General features: G+C 74.8%; 11 protein-coding genes. 7 read left to right on the top strand and 4 right to left on the bottom strand.

All coding sequences use genetic code 11. The features are described 5' to 3' along the window. Both gcvT and LWC33_RS10710 read right to left on the bottom strand, forming a co-directional pair. The gene (gcvT, locus tag LWC33_RS10715) at positions 1–1,098 is read right to left on the bottom strand and encodes a glycine cleavage system aminomethyltransferase GcvT (protein ID WP_233304132.1); all 1,098 of its coding nucleotides are present in this window, start codon (positions 1,096–1,098) and stop codon (positions 1–3) included. A 14-nt stretch (positions 1,099–1,112) separates the two neighbouring features. Then, positions 1,113–2,459: an APC family permease gene (locus LWC33_RS10710; RefSeq protein ID WP_233304131.1), complete on the bottom strand. Its 1,347-nt coding sequence runs from the start codon at positions 2,457–2,459 to the stop codon at positions 1,113–1,115. A 197-nt stretch (positions 2,460–2,656) separates the two neighbouring features. Here LWC33_RS10710 and LWC33_RS10705 point away from each other — a divergent pair, with 197 nt between their 5' ends. Together LWC33_RS10705 and LWC33_RS10700 are read left to right on the top strand one after the other, a co-directional pair. Further along, positions 2,657–4,186, top strand: a complete 1,530-nt coding sequence (locus LWC33_RS10705) for a leucyl aminopeptidase (RefSeq protein ID WP_372476588.1) — start codon at positions 2,657–2,659, stop codon at positions 4,184–4,186. 374 nt (positions 4,187–4,560) lie between these two features. Continuing rightward, positions 4,561–5,370: an SDR family NAD(P)-dependent oxidoreductase gene (locus tag LWC33_RS10700; RefSeq protein ID WP_233304130.1), complete on the top strand. Its 810-nt coding sequence runs from the start codon at positions 4,561–4,563 to the stop codon at positions 5,368–5,370. 5 nt (positions 5,371–5,375) lie between these two features. On the opposite strand, the gene LWC33_RS10695 is transcribed toward LWC33_RS10700, so the two are convergent. Then, a complete protein-coding gene (locus LWC33_RS10695; RefSeq protein WP_233304129.1) occupies positions 5,376–5,729 on the bottom strand; it encodes an oxidoreductase in 354 nt (117 codons plus the stop codon). Positions 5,730–5,928: 199 nt separating this feature from the next. Between LWC33_RS10695 and lpdA the strand changes: the two genes are divergently transcribed. From lpdA to lipB, 5 genes are all read left to right on the top strand, one after another. Continuing rightward, a complete protein-coding gene (gene lpdA / locus LWC33_RS10690) occupies positions 5,929–7,311 on the top strand; it encodes a dihydrolipoyl dehydrogenase (RefSeq protein WP_233304128.1) in 1,383 nt (460 codons plus the stop codon). Between the two features lie 50 nt (positions 7,312–7,361). Next, entirely contained in the window at positions 7,362–9,182 is a 1,821-nt protein-coding gene (sucB, locus tag LWC33_RS10685) for a 2-oxoglutarate dehydrogenase, E2 component, dihydrolipoamide succinyltransferase (RefSeq protein ID WP_233304127.1), read from the top strand. Between the two features lie 127 nt (positions 9,183–9,309). Next, positions 9,310–10,200 (top strand): TIGR01777 family oxidoreductase, encoded by an 891-nt coding sequence (locus tag LWC33_RS10680; protein ID WP_233304126.1) that lies wholly within the window; start codon positions 9,310–9,312, stop codon positions 10,198–10,200. After that, positions 10,197–11,438, top strand: a complete 1,242-nt coding sequence (locus LWC33_RS10675) for an FAD-dependent oxidoreductase (protein WP_233304125.1) — start codon at positions 10,197–10,199, stop codon at positions 11,436–11,438. The genes LWC33_RS10680 and LWC33_RS10675 overlap by 4 nt, the downstream gene beginning before the upstream one ends. Positions 11,439–11,512: 74 nt before the next feature. Continuing rightward, the gene (lipB, locus tag LWC33_RS10670) at positions 11,513–12,274 is read left to right on the top strand and encodes a lipoyl(octanoyl) transferase LipB (RefSeq protein ID WP_233304124.1); all 762 of its coding nucleotides are present in this window, start codon (positions 11,513–11,515) and stop codon (positions 12,272–12,274) included. 51 nt (positions 12,275–12,325) lie between these two features. Here the strand turns inward: lipB and LWC33_RS10665 are convergent, their stop codons facing one another. Next, positions 12,326–14,473, bottom strand: a complete 2,148-nt coding sequence (locus LWC33_RS10665) for a bifunctional polysaccharide deacetylase/glycosyltransferase family 2 protein (protein ID WP_233304123.1) — start codon at positions 14,471–14,473, stop codon at positions 12,326–12,328. Positions 14,474–14,476 lie beyond the last annotated feature (3 nt).

Here is a 14,476-nt window from a genome sequence, read left to right as displayed (position 1 = left end):
TCATCGGACGTGCGACGGGACGAACGGCGGCTTCACGACCTGCGTCTCCAGGGCCCGTCCCCGGACGTCCACGGTGAGGACGTCGCCGGCCGACACCCCCGCCGCGGTGTCGATCAGCGCCAGCGCGATGCCCGTCCGCAAGGTCGGCGAGAAGGTGCCCGAGGTGGTCACCCCCACCGGCTCGCCGCCGGTCAGCACGGTCATGCCGGCGCGCGGGATCCCGCGTCCGGTGGCCCGCAACCCGCGCAGCCGGCGGGCCGGGCCGGCCTCCCGCTCGGCCAGCAGCGCCTCGCGGCCCCAGAACGCCGGCTTGGACCAGCCGACCGCCCACGAGCTCCCGGCCTGAACCGGCGTGATGTCGGACGAGAGGTCCTGCCCGTGCAGCGGGTAGCCCATCTCGGTGCGCAACGTGTCCCGCGCCCCCAGCCCGCACGGCCGAACACCGAGCGGCTCCGCGCCCGCGAGGAGGCCGTCCCAGACCGCCGGGGCCTGCGCGGCCGGCACGAGCAGCTCGTAGCCGCGCTCGCCGGTGTAACCGGTGCGGCAGACCCGGACCTCGCCGGCGTCGGCGAACGCCATGTAGTCCAGCCCGGCCACGCCGGCGGACCCCGCGAACGTCGTGGCGAGCAGCTCGGCCGAGCGCGGCCCCTGCACCGCGATCACGGCGAGCTCGCGGTGCCGGTCGACGACCTCGATCCCGGCCGGGGCGGCGTCGCGCAGCAGCGCGGCGACCCGGGCGGCGTTGGCGGCGTTGGGGACGAGGAGGACCTCGTGCGGGCCGTCGAGATAGGCGATGAGGTCGTCGACGACACCCCCCGACTCCGTGCAGCACAGCGTGTACTGCGCCTTCCCCGGCGTGATCCGGCCGAGGTCCGCGGTGAGGCAGGCGTTGACGAAGGCCGCCGCGCCGGGGCCGCGGACCAGGAGCTTGCCGAGGTGGCTGACGTCGAAGACCCCGACGGCCTCACGGACCGCGGTGTGCTCGGCCACCGTGCCGGCCGGGTAGGCGATCGGCATCGACCAGCCGCCGAACGCGCCGAGGGTCGCCCCCAGGGCGACGTGCCGGCCGTGCAGCGGCCCCGTGATCAGCTCGTCCACGCCCGGAACCGTACTCAGGCGGCCTGTTCCCCCGGCGGCTCCTCCTGCCGGGCGGGCGGTCTCCGGCGACCGCGCAGCGCCGACAGCTCGGACAACCCCCATCCGACGACCAGGACGCCGAGGGTGATCAGCACCGTGGTCCGCGGCAGCAGCGCCGCGAGGCCCAGGCACAGCACGAGCCCGACGGCCGCCACCCAGGCCGGGGTCCGCCGGTCCGGGACCCGCAGCGCGGCGGCGTGCACGAGCGCGTAGTGCAGCAGCATCGCGCAGGCCGACAGCGCGATGGAGGCGATGGGCCCGGCCAGCACGGCGACGAGGATCGCCAGGGCCGCGCCGAGGACGTCGGACCGCCAGGGGGCGCCGCTGCCGCAGACCGTCGCGAACGAGCGGGGCAGGTCCTCCCGGGCGCCCATCTGCATCGCCGTGCGGCTGATGCCGATCAGCACGGCCAGCAGCGTCGAGCCGGCGGCCGCGGCCGCACCGATGCGCACCAGCACGCCGAGCGCCGGAGCCTGGCCGGTGTCGACGAGCGCGACCAGCGGGGCGTGCTCCTCGCCGATCCGGCCGGTGCCCAGGCCCACGAGCAGCGCCCCGGCGACGGCGAGGTAGGTCAGCGTGCACACGGCGAGCGCGATCGGGATGGCGCGGCGCAGGGTCCGGGCCGGGGTGCGGACCTCCTCGCGGAAGGTCGCGACGTTGGCGAACCCGACGAACGCGAAGAACACCAGGCCCGCCGCGGACAGCACGCCGAGCGCACCCGGCGAGGCCTGCGGGACGGGCACCGCGACCCCGCGGGCCTCCCCCGCGGCCGTCACCGACGCCGACACCGTCTGCTCCCCGCCCGGCCCCAGCAGCCCGACGACGACCACCACGACCAGCACCGCGAGCGTCCCGCCGGCCAGCAGCCAGGAGGACCGGGCGGTGGTCCGGACCCCGACGATGTTGAGCACCGTGGCCACGACGATCACGACGATTCCGGCCACCAGCGGGTTCGACGGCAGCACGTACGCCCCGAACACGCCCGCGGAGGCCGCCGCGGAGGCGACCCCGCCGATCAGCAGCGTGACGCCGGCGAGCCGGCCCGCCACCGGGTGCAGGCGGTCCCGGGCCCCGACGTAGCCGGCCGTGTACCCGGCGGAGAAGGTCGCGCCGCCCGCGCCGCCCGCGAGCACCAGCTCCGCGGTGGACAGCACGCAGGTCCCCGCGACGACGGCGGCGAGCAGCACCGCCAACAGCAGCCACGGCCCCGCGGCGGCGCCGGCGGGGGCGAAGACGGCGAAGACTCCGGATCCGAGCATGGCGACGAGCCCGAGCACCACCACGTCGGCGGTGCCCAGACGACGGCCGAGGGTCGTTGCCACGTGCACCACCATCGCATCCGACCCTGCGCGATACGGCCCCGCGACGGTGTCATTAGCATTTCGAAGAGGTCTCGCCGGGCGCTCGGACCGCCCGTCGACGGGCGGTGCGGCGCCCGGGCCCGGCGATGCCCCACCGAATCACGCCGCCGCGCGGCGGTGCGACCCGCCCCAGCCGACCCCGACCGAGGAGACCCGCCTTGACGACCACCGTCCCGCAGACCGGCACCCGCATCGGCGCCCTGGAGGGCCCCGCCGCGGCGGCCGAGGCCGACGTCCTCGTCGTCGGCGTGCTCCCGGGCGCGAACGGCAACGGCGGGAACGGCGAGGAGACCGAGCCGGTCCTCGCGCCGGGAGCCGAGGAGATCGACGCCGCGTTCGACGGCACGCTGGCCGGCCTGCTCGCCCTGGCCGGTGCCACCGGCAAGGTGGAGGAGGTCGTGAAGCTGCCCTCGCGCGGGGCGGTCGGCTCCCCGCTCGTCGTCGGGGTCGGGCTCGGCAAGGCCGACGAGTCCGGCGCGATCCCCGCCGACCAGGTACGCCGGGCGTCGGGCGCGGTCGCCCGGGCGCTCGCGGGCAGTGGCCGCGTGGTCAGCACGCTCGGCGCGGTCGACCTGGCCGCCGCCGCGGAGGGCGTGCTGCTCGGGGCCTACCGGTTCACCGCGTTCAAGGGCGACCCGACGGCCGGGAAGAAGCCGATCGAGTCGGTCGAGTTCCCCGGCGGCGACGCCGACGTGCTGGAGCATGCCTACGCCGTCGCCCAGGCGGTGAGCACCGCGCGCGACCTGATCAACACCCCGCCCAACGCGCTCTACCCCGAGAGCTTCGCCACCCGTGCCCGCGAGCTGGGCGAGACCGCCGGGCTGCAGGTCGAGGTGCTCGACCACGAGGCGCTGGCCGCCGGCGGGTACGGCGGCATCCTCGGCGTCGGGCAGGGGTCGTCGCGGCTGCCGCGGCTGGTCCGGCTGCGCTGGTCGGGCGGGGAGAACCCGGTGAAGAAGGTCGCCCTGATCGGCAAGGGCATCACCTTCGACACCGGCGGAATCTCGATCAAGCCCGCCGCCAACATGGACCACATGACCTCGGACATGTCCGGGGCTGCCGCGGTGATCGCGACGACGGTACTGGCTGCCCGGCTGAACCTCCCCGTGGCCGTGACCGCGACCGTGCCGATGGCCGAGAACATGCCGTCGGACACCGCGTACCGGCCCGGCGACGTGCTGTCGATGTACGGCGGTAAGACCGTCGAGGTGCTGAACACGGACGCGGAGGGCCGGCTGATCCTGGCCGACGCCATGGTCCGCGCGGCCGAGGACGAGCCCGACTACCTCGTCGAGACCTCCACCCTCACCGGTGCGCAGATGGTCGCCCTGGGCACCCGCACGGCCGGCGTGATGGGCAGCGACGACTTCCGCGACCGGGTCGCCGCGCTCGGCCGCTCGGTCGGCGAGGACGCCTGGGCCATGCCGCTGCCCGAGCACCTGCGCGGCGAGCTCGACTCACGCATCGCCGACCTGGCCAACGTCACGGGCAACCGCTTCGGCGGCATGCTCGCGGCGGGGATCTTCCTGCGCGAGTTCGTCGCCGACGGGCTGCCGTGGGCGCACATCGACATCGCCGGCCCGTCGTTCAACACCGGCGGCGCCTGGGGCTACACGCCCAAGGGCGGCACGGGCGTGCCGGTGCGCACCCTGGTCGCCCTCCTCGAGGACATCGCCGCCAACGGCTGACTTGCCGGTCGGCGCCGGGCTGCCGGGAGTCGGGAGCTCCCGCACCGCGAGTCGGGAGCTCCCGCACCGCGCCGGAGTCGGAGGCGTCGGGGCGGTGGCGCCGAGGCGCGCTCGAGGTCGCCCACCTGTCGGTGATCGACGATCCTGTGTCATGAGGCCGGTGTCCGCGGCCACCACTGCACGCGGACGCCGATCACCCGCCCGTCCGCGCGTCCATGATCGACACCTGCGTGCACCCACGGTTCGGCTGCGCACCCTGGGAGCATGCCGATGGCGATCATGCGTCCGCGCATCGGGCCGCAGAGGCACCGCACGGGGCACCGCCTCGGCGTTCGGGGCTCCCCCGAGGGCTACCCGCGGGTAGGGTCACGCCCGTGATCCGTCGTCGTGTCGCCCACTCGGTCCCTGCCGGCTCCCGCTCGGCCGTCGTCACCGGTGGGGCGCGCGGCATCGGGGCCGCGATCTCGCGGGAGCTCGCGGGGCGCGGCTACCGCGTCCTGGTGACCGACGTCGACGCGACGGCGGCGGAGGTCACCGCCGCGGACATCGGCGGGGAGTCCGCCGCCTACGACGTGACGGACCCGGCCGCGGCGCACGCGATCGCCGCCCGCGCCCGGGAGCTCGCGCCGCTCGGCGCATGGGTGAGCAACGCCGGTGTCGGCACCGGCGGCCCGCTCACCGAGCTGACCGACGCGCAGGCCCGGGCGCTCGTCGAGATCAACCTCCTGGGCCCGGTGTGGGGCTCGCGCGCGGCGATCGCCGCCTTCCGGGAGCAGGGCGGCGGCGGTGACCTCGCGATCACCGCGTCGCTGTCCGGGCTCGGCCCGGTGCCCGGCCTGTCCCTCTACGCCGCGACGAAGGCGGCCGTGCTCTCCCTCGCCTCCGCGCTGTCGGCCGAGGTCCGGGCGGACGGGATCCGGGTGCACGCGATCAATCCCGACGGCGTCGCGACGGCCCTGCTCGACACCATGGAACCCCGGGCGCGGGCCCTCGTCCGCTCGGGGGTGCTGCTCACCCCGGACCGGGTGGCCTCCGAGCTGGTCGGCCTGTTCGGCACCGGGCGCGTCTACAAGACGGTCCCGGGCTGGCGCGGCGCGATGATGCGGCTGTCCGCCCTGGCGCCCGGCCCGCTGCTCCGCGCCGCACCCGTGCTGCAGGCGATCGGCGCGCGCAAGTCCCGGTAGCCGGCTCAGCCCAGGCCGCCGAGCTCCTCCAGCCCGCGGCGCCGCTCGCGCTCGCGCAGGATCCGCTGCCGGGCGTCGTGGTCGCGCATCCGCTGCGGGTAGCCGACGATCTGCGCGTCGTAGACCGGGATCCGCAGCGACCGCGCGAGCGCGCGGGCCCCGGCGGGTCCGGTGACCCGGCGCCGCGTCCACTCCCCGTCCTTGGCGACGAGGACCATCGTCGTCTCGGTCACGGTGGTGCGGGGCTCGACGAACGCCTCCACCCCTTCGCGCACCATCGCCCAGTCGCGCAGGTACTCGGCGTCCGCGGCCGCGGCACCACGCCGCCCACCGGCGCGCTTGCGGCCGAACAGTCCCATGAGCCCTCCGCTCTCCACGACGGTCACCAGGCCAACGCGCGGCCTGTCCGCTTTTCTCCCGGACCTGTTCCAGCGACTGCCGCCGCCGAGTGACAAGATGGGGCCGCCCGGACGGAGCACCGGGCGCGCGAACCGCACGGACCAGCACGGACCAGCACCGACAGAGAGCACCGAGACCGCGCGAGCGAGGAGGACGGACGTGCCCGAACGGACTGCCGATCTGGTGATCCTCGGTGGCGGCTCGGGTGGCTATGCCTGTGCGTTGCGCGCGGCGGAGCTGGGCATGTCGGTGGTGCTGGTGGAGAAGGACAAGCTCGGCGGCACCTGCCTGCACCGCGGCTGCATCCCCACCAAGGCCCTGCTGCACGCGGCCGAGGTGGCCGATGCCGCCCGCGACGGCGCCAAGGTCGGCGTGCTCTCCCAGCTGGTCGGCATCGACATGACCGGGGTCAACACCTACAAGGACGGCGTGGTCGGCCGCCTCTACAAGGGTCTGCAGGGGCTGGTGAAGTCCCGCCAGATCGAGCTCGTCGAGGGTGCGGGCACCTTCGTCGGCCCGACGTCGGTGGAGGTGGACGGCACCACCTACACCGGGCGCCACGTCGTGCTGGCCACCGGCTCGTACTCCAAGACCCTGCCCGGGCTGGAGATCGGCGGCCGGGTCATCACCTCCGACCAGGCCCTCACCCTCGACCACGTGCCGCAGCGGGTGGTGGTGCTCGGCGGCGGCGTGATCGGCGTCGAGTTCGCCTCCGTGTGGCGCTCCTTCGGCGCCGAGGTCACCCTCGTCGAGGCCCTGCCCCGACTGGTCCCCAACGAGGACGAGTTCGCCTCCAAGCTCCTCGAGCGCGCCTTCCGCCGCCGCAAGATCACCGCCAAGACCGGGGTCAAGTTCACCGGCGCCAAGCAGGTCGGCTCCGCGGACAACGGCACCGTCACCGTCTCCCTGGAGTCCGGCGAGGAGATCGAGGCCGACCTGCTGCTCGTCGCCGTCGGCCGGGGCCCGAACACCACCGGCCACGGCTACGAGGAGGCCGGCCTCGCGATGGAGCGCGGGTTCGTCACCACCGACGAGCGGCTGCGGACCAACCTCGACGGCGTCTACGCCGTCGGCGACATCGTGGCGGGCCTGCAGCTCGCCCACCGCGGGTTCGCCCAGGGCATCTTCGTGGCCGAGGACATCGCCGGGCTCGACCCGGCCCCGATCGACGAGGCCGGTATCCCGCGGGTCACCTACTGCGAGCCCGAGGTCGCCTCCGTCGGCCTCACCGAACCGGCCGCCAAGGAGAAGTTCGGGGAGATCGAGACCCTGACCTACGACCTCGGCGGCAACGGCAGGTCGCAGATCCTGCAGACCTCCGGCGCGATCAAACTCGTCCGCGCCAAGGACGGCCCGGTGGTCGGGATCCACATGGTCGGCGCCCGCGTCGGCGAACTCATCGGCGAGGCCCAGCTCGTCTACAACTGGGAGGCCGAGCCCGGCGACGTCGCCCCGCTCGTCCACGCCCACCCCACCCAGAACGAGGCGTTCGGCGAGGCACACCTCGCCCTGGCCGGCAAACCCCTGCACACCCACGGCTGAGGTCCCGAACGGACCACACCACCGCACGTCGAAAGAGGATCCGAGCAGACATGGCCTTCTCCGTCCAGATGCCCGCCCTCGGTGAGAGCGTCACCGAAGGCACCGTCACCCGCTGGCTCAAGGCGGAGGGCGACACCGTCGAGGTCGACGAGCCGCTGCTCGAGGTCTCCACCGACAAGGTCGACACCGAGATCCCGTCCCCGGTCGCCGGCGTCCTGCAGAAGATCGTGGCCGGCGAGGACGAGACCGTCGAGGTCGGCGGCGAGCTCGCCGTGATCGGCGACGCGGGCTCCGACGAGGGGTCCGCGCAGCCCGAGGCCCAGCCGCAGTCCGAGGCCGCCGAGCCCGAGGCCGAGCCGGAGCCGGAGCCGGAGCAGGCCGAGGCGCCGCAGCAGGAGGAGCCGCAGGAGGCCCCGAAGGCCGCGACCGGGAAGTCCTCCGGCGGCGGCACCCCGGTGACCATGCCCGAGCTGGGCGAGTCGGTCACCGAGGGCACCGTGACCCGCTGGCTCAAGCAGGTCGGCGACACCGTGGAGGTCGACGAGCCGCTGCTCGAGGTCTCCACCGACAAGGTCGACACCGAGATCCCGTCGCCGGTCGCCGGCACGGTCCTCGAGCTGTCGGTCGGCGAGGACGACACCGTCGAGGTCGGCGGCCAGCTGGCCCTGATCGGCGACGCCGAGGCCGCGCCCGCCCCGGCCGAGGAGTCGACGCCGGAGCCCCCGAAGCAGGAGGCCCCGAAGCAGGAGGCCCCGAAGGAGCCGGAGGCGCCGAAGGAGCCCGTCAAGGAGGAGCAGGCCGCCCCGGAGCCGACGAAGCCGGAGACCGAGGACACCGCCCGCGCCGCCGAAACCGCGCCGGCTCCGTCGGGCAACGGCAAGGCCGAGACCAAGGGCACCTCCGCCCCGCCGTACGTCACCCCGCTGGTGCGCAAGCTGGCCGCGGAGCACGGCGTGGACCTCGACTCCCTCGAGGGCTCGGGCGTCGGCGGCCGCATCCGCAAGCAGGACGTCCTCGCCGCGGCCGAGTCGGCCAAGGCCCCGGCGCCCGCCGCCCAGCCCGCCGCGGAGCAGCCGGCCGCGCCGAGCGCCCCGACCGGCGCGCCGAAGGAGCCCACGAAGGTGCCGGCGCGCGCCGCCGACGCCCCGCAGCCGGGCACCACGGTGAAGATGCCGCGCCTGCGTCAGGTCATCGCCCAGCGCATGACCGAGTCGCTCAAGGTCTCGGCCCAGCTGACCACCGTGCAGGAGGTCGACGTCACCCGGATCGCCAAGCTGCGGGCCCGGGCCAAGGCGGCCTTCGAGCAGCGCGAGGGCGTCAAGCTCACCTACCTGCCGTTCTTCGCGAAGGCCACGGTCGAGGCCCTCAAGGCCTATCCGGCCGTCAACTCCTCGATCTCCGAGGACGGCAAGCAGATCGAGTACCACGGCAACGTCCACCTGGCCATCGCCGTCGACACCCCGCGCGGCCTGCTCGTCCCGGTGATCAAGAACGCCGAGGACCTGTCGCTGGCCGGACTCGCCCGCAAGATCGCCGACGTCGCGGCCCGCACCCGCAACAACACGATCAAGCCCGACGAGCTGTCCGGCGGCACCTTCACGATCACCAACATCGGCAGCGCCGGCGCGCTGTTCGACACGCCGATCATCAACCAGCCGCAGGTCGCGATCCTCGGCACCGGCGCGATCGCGAAGGAGCCGAAGGTCGTGGCGGGTCCGGACGGCGAGGACGTCATCGCCGTGCGGTCGGTCTGCTACCTGCCGCTGACCTACGACCACCGGATCGTCGACGGCGCCGACGCCGGCCGGTTCGTCAGCGCGATCCGCGCCCGGCTGGAGGAGGGGGCGTTCGAGGCCGAGCTCGGCCTCTGACACCCGTCCCGCTCAGCTCACACCCGGAGGGGTCCCGCAGGTCGCGGGGCCCCTCCGGCCGTTCTCACGCGCCCGTGTCGGCGTGCCCGGGTCGCGCGTCCCGGCCGCGTTCGGAAGGATCCGGACCGTGCGCGTCGTCGTCGCCGGTTCGTCCGGCCTGATCGGAACCGCCCTGGTCGCCGGCCTCCGGGAGGCGGGTCACGAGGTCGTGCGGCTGGTCCGCCGCACCCCGTCGGCCCCGGACGAGCGGGGCTGGGACCCGCCGTCGGGCGCGATCGACGAGGGCGCCCTCGACGGGGCCGACGCCGTGGTGAGCCTCGGCGGCGTCGGCATCGCCGACCGGCCGTGGAGCGGCGCGCGCAAGCAGGCGGTCCGGGACAGCCGCAACGTCCCGACCGAGGTCCTGGCCACCGCCGTCGCGCGGGCCGGCGTGCCGGCCTTCGTCAGCGGCTCGGCGGTCGGCTACTACGGCGACGCCGGGGCGACGGAGATCGACGAGTCCGCACCGTCGGGCGAGGGGTTCCTGGCCGAGGTCTGCCGGGACTGGGAGGCCGCGACCGCGCCGGCCGCCGACGCCGGTGTCCGGGTGGTCCGGCTGCGCACCGGGCTGGTCCTCTCGCCCTCGGGCGGGCTGCTGGCGCTGATGCGTCCGGTGTGGAAGGCGTTCCTGGGTGCGCGGATCGGCAGCGGCGAGCAGTACATGCCCTGGGTCTCGCTCGACGACGAGGTCGCTGCGATCCGGTTCGCCGTCGAGAACGGCGCGCTGCGCGGCCCGGTCAACGTCACCGGGCCCACGCCGGTGACCAACGCGGTCTTCACCCAGACCCTCGCGAGCGCCGTCGGGCGCCCCGCGCCACTGGTCGTCCCGGCCTGGGCGGTGACCACCGTGCTCGGCGACATGGGCTGGGAGATGCTGCTGTACTCGCAGCGGGCGATGCCGCGGGCGCTGCTCGGGGCCGGGTTCGCCTTCCGGCACACCACCCTCGCCGACGCCCTCTCCGCCGCCGTCCGGGCATGACCGCCGCACGCACCCCCGACACCGACGTCGCCGTCGTCGGGGCGGGCGTCGCCGGGCTGCGGGCCGCGCGGATCCTGCGCCGCCGCGGGCTCGACGTCACGGTCCTCGAGGCGGCCGACCGGGTCGGCGGACGGATCGCGACGGACGTCGTGGACGGCTTCCGCTGCGACCGCGGCTTCCAGGTGCTCAACACCGCCTATCCCGCGCTGCGCACGGTCCTCGGGCCGGACGGGCCGGAGTCGCTGGCGATGCGCCCGTTCGTCCCGGGTGCGGCGATCCGGACCGCCGACGGGGCGCTGCGCCGGTTCGTCAACCCGCTGCGCAGCCCCACCGGCGCGCCCGCGTCGCTGCGCGCGCTCCCGCCCGCGGACCTGGCGCGCCTCGCTGCGTGGACCGCCCGGGTGCTCGCCACCCCGCTGGCACGCACGGCCCTCCGCACGGCCCGTTCGGCCGCCGCGGACCTGGTCGCCGCCGGGCTGGCCGGCACCGCCACCGAGACCTTCCTCCGCCCGTTCCTGTCGGGGGTGCTCGCCGACCGCGAGCTCGTGACGAGCGAGGCCTTCGTCCGGCTGGTGTGGCGGAGCTTCGCGCTCGGCCGGATCTTCGTGCCCGCCGACGGCATGGAGGCCCTCCCCCGCCGGCTGGCCGCCGGGCTGCCGGTGCGGCTCCGGACCGGGGTCGAGGCCGTGACCGGCGGCGCGACCCCGGTCGTCCGGACCGCTGACGGCGAGATCGCGGCCCGCGCCGTCGTCGTGGCGACCGACGCGGCCACCGCGGCGAGGCTGCTCCCCGGCGTGACCGCACCGCCGACCCGCACGCTCACGACCTGGTACCACAGCATGCCGGAGCCGCCCGCCGACGAGCCGGTCCTGCACCTCGACGGGACCGGCGGGCCCGTCGCCAACACCGTCGTCATGACCGCGGCGGCGCCGGAGTACTCGGCGTCGGGCCGCCCACTGGTGTCCTCGACGGTCGTCGGCGCGGCGCTGCCCGAGTCCGAGGTGCGCCGCGAGCTGGGCCGGATCTACGGCACCGGGACCGGCGACTGGGAACTCGTGCACACCGTGGAGGTCCGTGCGGCGCTGCCCGCCTTCCTGCCCGGTCGGCCGGTGCAGAGCGGGGTCGCTTCGGGCGACGGGATGTTCGTGTGCGGCGACCACCGGGACACCCCGTCGACCCAGGGCGCCCTGGTCAGCGGGCGGCGGGCGGCCGCGGCGGTGCTGCACGCCCTCGCCTGAGTACGGGCTGTGCGGTCCCTGTGGTGTGACCATGCCCGCCCTGCCGTGCCGGGACCCGGGCGTACTCTGGGCCGGTGGCCAGCCAGGGAACCTCGTGCCGCCGCTCCCCCAACCCCGTTCGGGTGGACCTGCTCGGCACGGTCGACTACCTCACCGCCTGGGACGTCCAGCGCGCCAACGCCGAGGCACGGCGCGCCGGCACCGGACCGGACGTGCTCATGCTCCTCGAGCACCCGTCGGTGTACACCGCGGGCAAGCGGACCCGGCCGGAGGACCGCCCGACGGACGGCTCTCCCGTCATCGACGTCGACCGCGGCGGCCGGATCACCTGGCACGGCCCGGGCCAGCTCGTCGGCTACCCGATCGTCTCGCTCGGCGAGCCGCTCGACGTCGTCGACTACGTGCGGCGGCTCGAGGAGGCGCTGATCGCGGTCTGCCACGGCCTCGGCGTGACCGCCGCCGGCCGGGTCGACGGTCGCAGCGGCGTGTGGCTCCCCGCCGACGACCTGCGCCCGGAGCGCAAGATCGCCGCGATCGGCGTGCGCGTGCAGGGCGGGGTGACGCTGCACGGCTTCGCCCTCAACTGCGACCCCGACCTCACCGAGTTCGGCCGGATCGTGCCCTGCGGGATCACCGACGCCGGCGTGACCTCGCTGTCCGCCGAGCTGGGCCGCGAGGTGGTCACGGACGAGGTGCTCGTGAGCGTCACGGACGCGGTGCTGGGTGCCCTCGAGGGCGCCCTGCCGGTCCGCGAGCACGTGGTTCCCCGCCGCGAGGAGCCGGTCGCCGCCGGGGTGGCGGGCCTGGACCTGCAGCTGCACCCCTCGCTGCACTGACCGTGAGCCGACGCCGTGGGTGGCGGCGGCCCGCCGCCACCCACCCCCGGGTCAGACGCCGGCACCGACGCCCTTCTCCACCGGTGCGCCGCCGAAGTCGCCGGTCCGGCGCAGCTTCTGCCACTTGAGCCGGATGCCCGCCAGTGCGGTCATGATCGACTGGATGAGCACCGCGTACATCAGTTGCCGGTAGACGATCTGCTGGAACGGCAGCAGCCACAGCACGCCGATCTTCTCCCGCTCCAGCCGGAACGCGTAGACCGCGGCGAGCAGCTGGATCAGCTGGACGCCGCCCCAGGCCGCGAGCGTGGTGACCGGGTCGAGGAAGAACAGGCCGTACACCAGGAACACGTCGACCAGCGGCGCGAGCAGCGGCAGCACCACCTGGAACAGCGCGATGTTGAGCAGGCCCACGCGCCCGAAGTGGCCCGCCGGGCCGCGCGCCACGACCGTCGCGCGGTGCTTCCACATCGACTGGATGGTCCCGTAGCTCCAGCGGTAGCGCTGCCGCCACAGCTGGCCGAGCGTGCCCGGCGCCTCGGTCCAGGCGCGGGCGCGCTCCTCGTAGACCACGCGCCAGCCGGCCCGGCACAGTGCCATCGTGAGGTCGGTGTCCTCGGCGAGGGTGTCGTCGCTGACGCCGCCGACCTCGAGCAGGGCGGTGCGGCGGAAGGCGCCGACCGCGCCGGGGACGGTGGTCATGCAGCGCCACAGGTCGTAGACGCGGCGGTCGAGGTTGAAGCCCATCACGTACTCGATGTGCTGCCAGCGGGACACGAGGCCGCGCCGGTTGGCGACCTTGGCGTTGCCCGCCACCGCGCCGACCTCCGGCCGGGCGAACGGCTGCACGAGGGTCCCGACCGTCGTCGGCTCGAACACGGTGTCGCCGTCGATCATCACGACGATCTCGTGGCTCGCCGCCCGGATGCCGGCGTTCAGCGCGGCCGGCTTGCCGCGGTTGGGCTGGCGGATGACCCGCACCCCCGGCAGGCCCAACCGCTCGACGATGTCCGGCGTGCCGTCGGTCGAGCCGTCGTCGACCACGATGATCTCGACGGGATGGTCGCTCGCCACCAGGGAGCGCACCGTGTGCTCGATGCACTCCTTCTCGTTGTAGGCGGGCACGACCACCGACACGGGGTCGGTGTACCAGGGCCCGCTGCGGCGGCGGGTGGCGAGCCGGCTCTGCTTCGCGTGCCGGCGGGCGACCACGATCATGATCAACAAGCGCGCGACGACGAGCGCCCCGACCAGCAGCAGCAGCCACTCCAGCGTCCGGACGATCGAGGTGGAGACACCCGCGGCGGCGACGAGGATCGTGCCGAAGGTGCGGTCCCAGGCGTCGGCCGGCGTGTTCGCCGTGGGCAGCCCGAGGCCCTCGCTGACCGTGGTGAACCGCCAGCCCTGCGCCTGCAGCTCCGGGATCAGCTTGTCCAGCGCCGCGACGGTCTGCGCCCGGTCGCCGCCGGCGTCGTGCAGCAGCAGCGCACCACCGGCGTCCGAGGGCGGGGTCGAGGCCTTCTCGATGACGTCGACGCCCTTGCGCTCCCAGTCCCGGCTGTCGAAGTCGGTCAGCGCGGTGACGTACCCGCGCTCGCCGAGCTCCCGGACGACCGTGTAGTCGTCGTTGGTGAGCGCGTCGGACCGCGAGGAGTACGGCGGCCGCACCAGGTAGGAGATCTCGCCGGTCGCTCCCGCCAGGGCCAGCTGGGTCAGGGTGAGCTCACGGTCGAGGCGGCTCGCCGAGGCCTCGGCGAGGTTCGGGTGGGTGAAGGTGTGCAACCCGATCTCGGACCCGGTGGCGCGCATCTCCCGGACCAGGTCGGGGTGCTGCGCGGCCAGCGAGCCGAGCACGAAGAAGGTGCCGGGGACCTGGTACTTCTCCAGGACGTCGAGGATCTGCGGCGTCCACTCGGGGTCCGGCCCGTCGTCGAAGGTCAGCGCGATCGTCTTCGCCGGGTAGCTCAGGGTGCGGGGCGGGTCGTGGATGGTGTCGACCGCCGAGCCGCCGTCGTGGACGGCGACCGGCACCTGGTCGTCGGGGCCGCGGACGAGGTGACCCTCCGCGTCGGAGGAGGTCTTGGCGGTCAGGACGCCGTTGAGGAGGAGCACGGCGACGAAGGTCGCGAGCACCACCACCGCGACCACGAACTTGCCGGGGGAGAACGCGCTCCCGCGCCGGCGGATGCGACTGCGCATGGG

The sequence above is a fragment of the Pseudonocardia terrae genome (assembly GCF_021343995.1).
Lineage (GTDB): Bacteria > Actinomycetota > Actinomycetes > Mycobacteriales > Pseudonocardiaceae > Pseudonocardia > Pseudonocardia terrae.
This window is presented reverse-complemented; position numbering and strand designations above follow the sequence as displayed.

What these genes read in the sequence shown, in the direction of transcription:
- LWC33_RS10695 (WP_233304129.1), bottom strand. Translation starts at nt 5,729, where the DNA reads ATGGGACTGTTCGGCCGCAAGCGCGCCGGTGGGCGGCGTGGTGCCGCG.
- sucB (WP_233304127.1), top strand. Translation starts at nt 7,362, where the DNA reads ATGGCCTTCTCCGTCCAGATGCCCGCCCTCGGTGAGAGCGTCACCGAA.
- LWC33_RS10675 (WP_233304125.1), top strand. Translation starts at nt 10,197, where the DNA reads ATGACCGCCGCACGCACCCCCGACACCGACGTCGCCGTCGTCGGGGCG.
- LWC33_RS10665 (WP_233304123.1), bottom strand. Translation starts at nt 14,473, where the DNA reads ATGCGCAGTCGCATCCGCCGGCGCGGGAGCGCGTTCTCCCCCGGCAAG.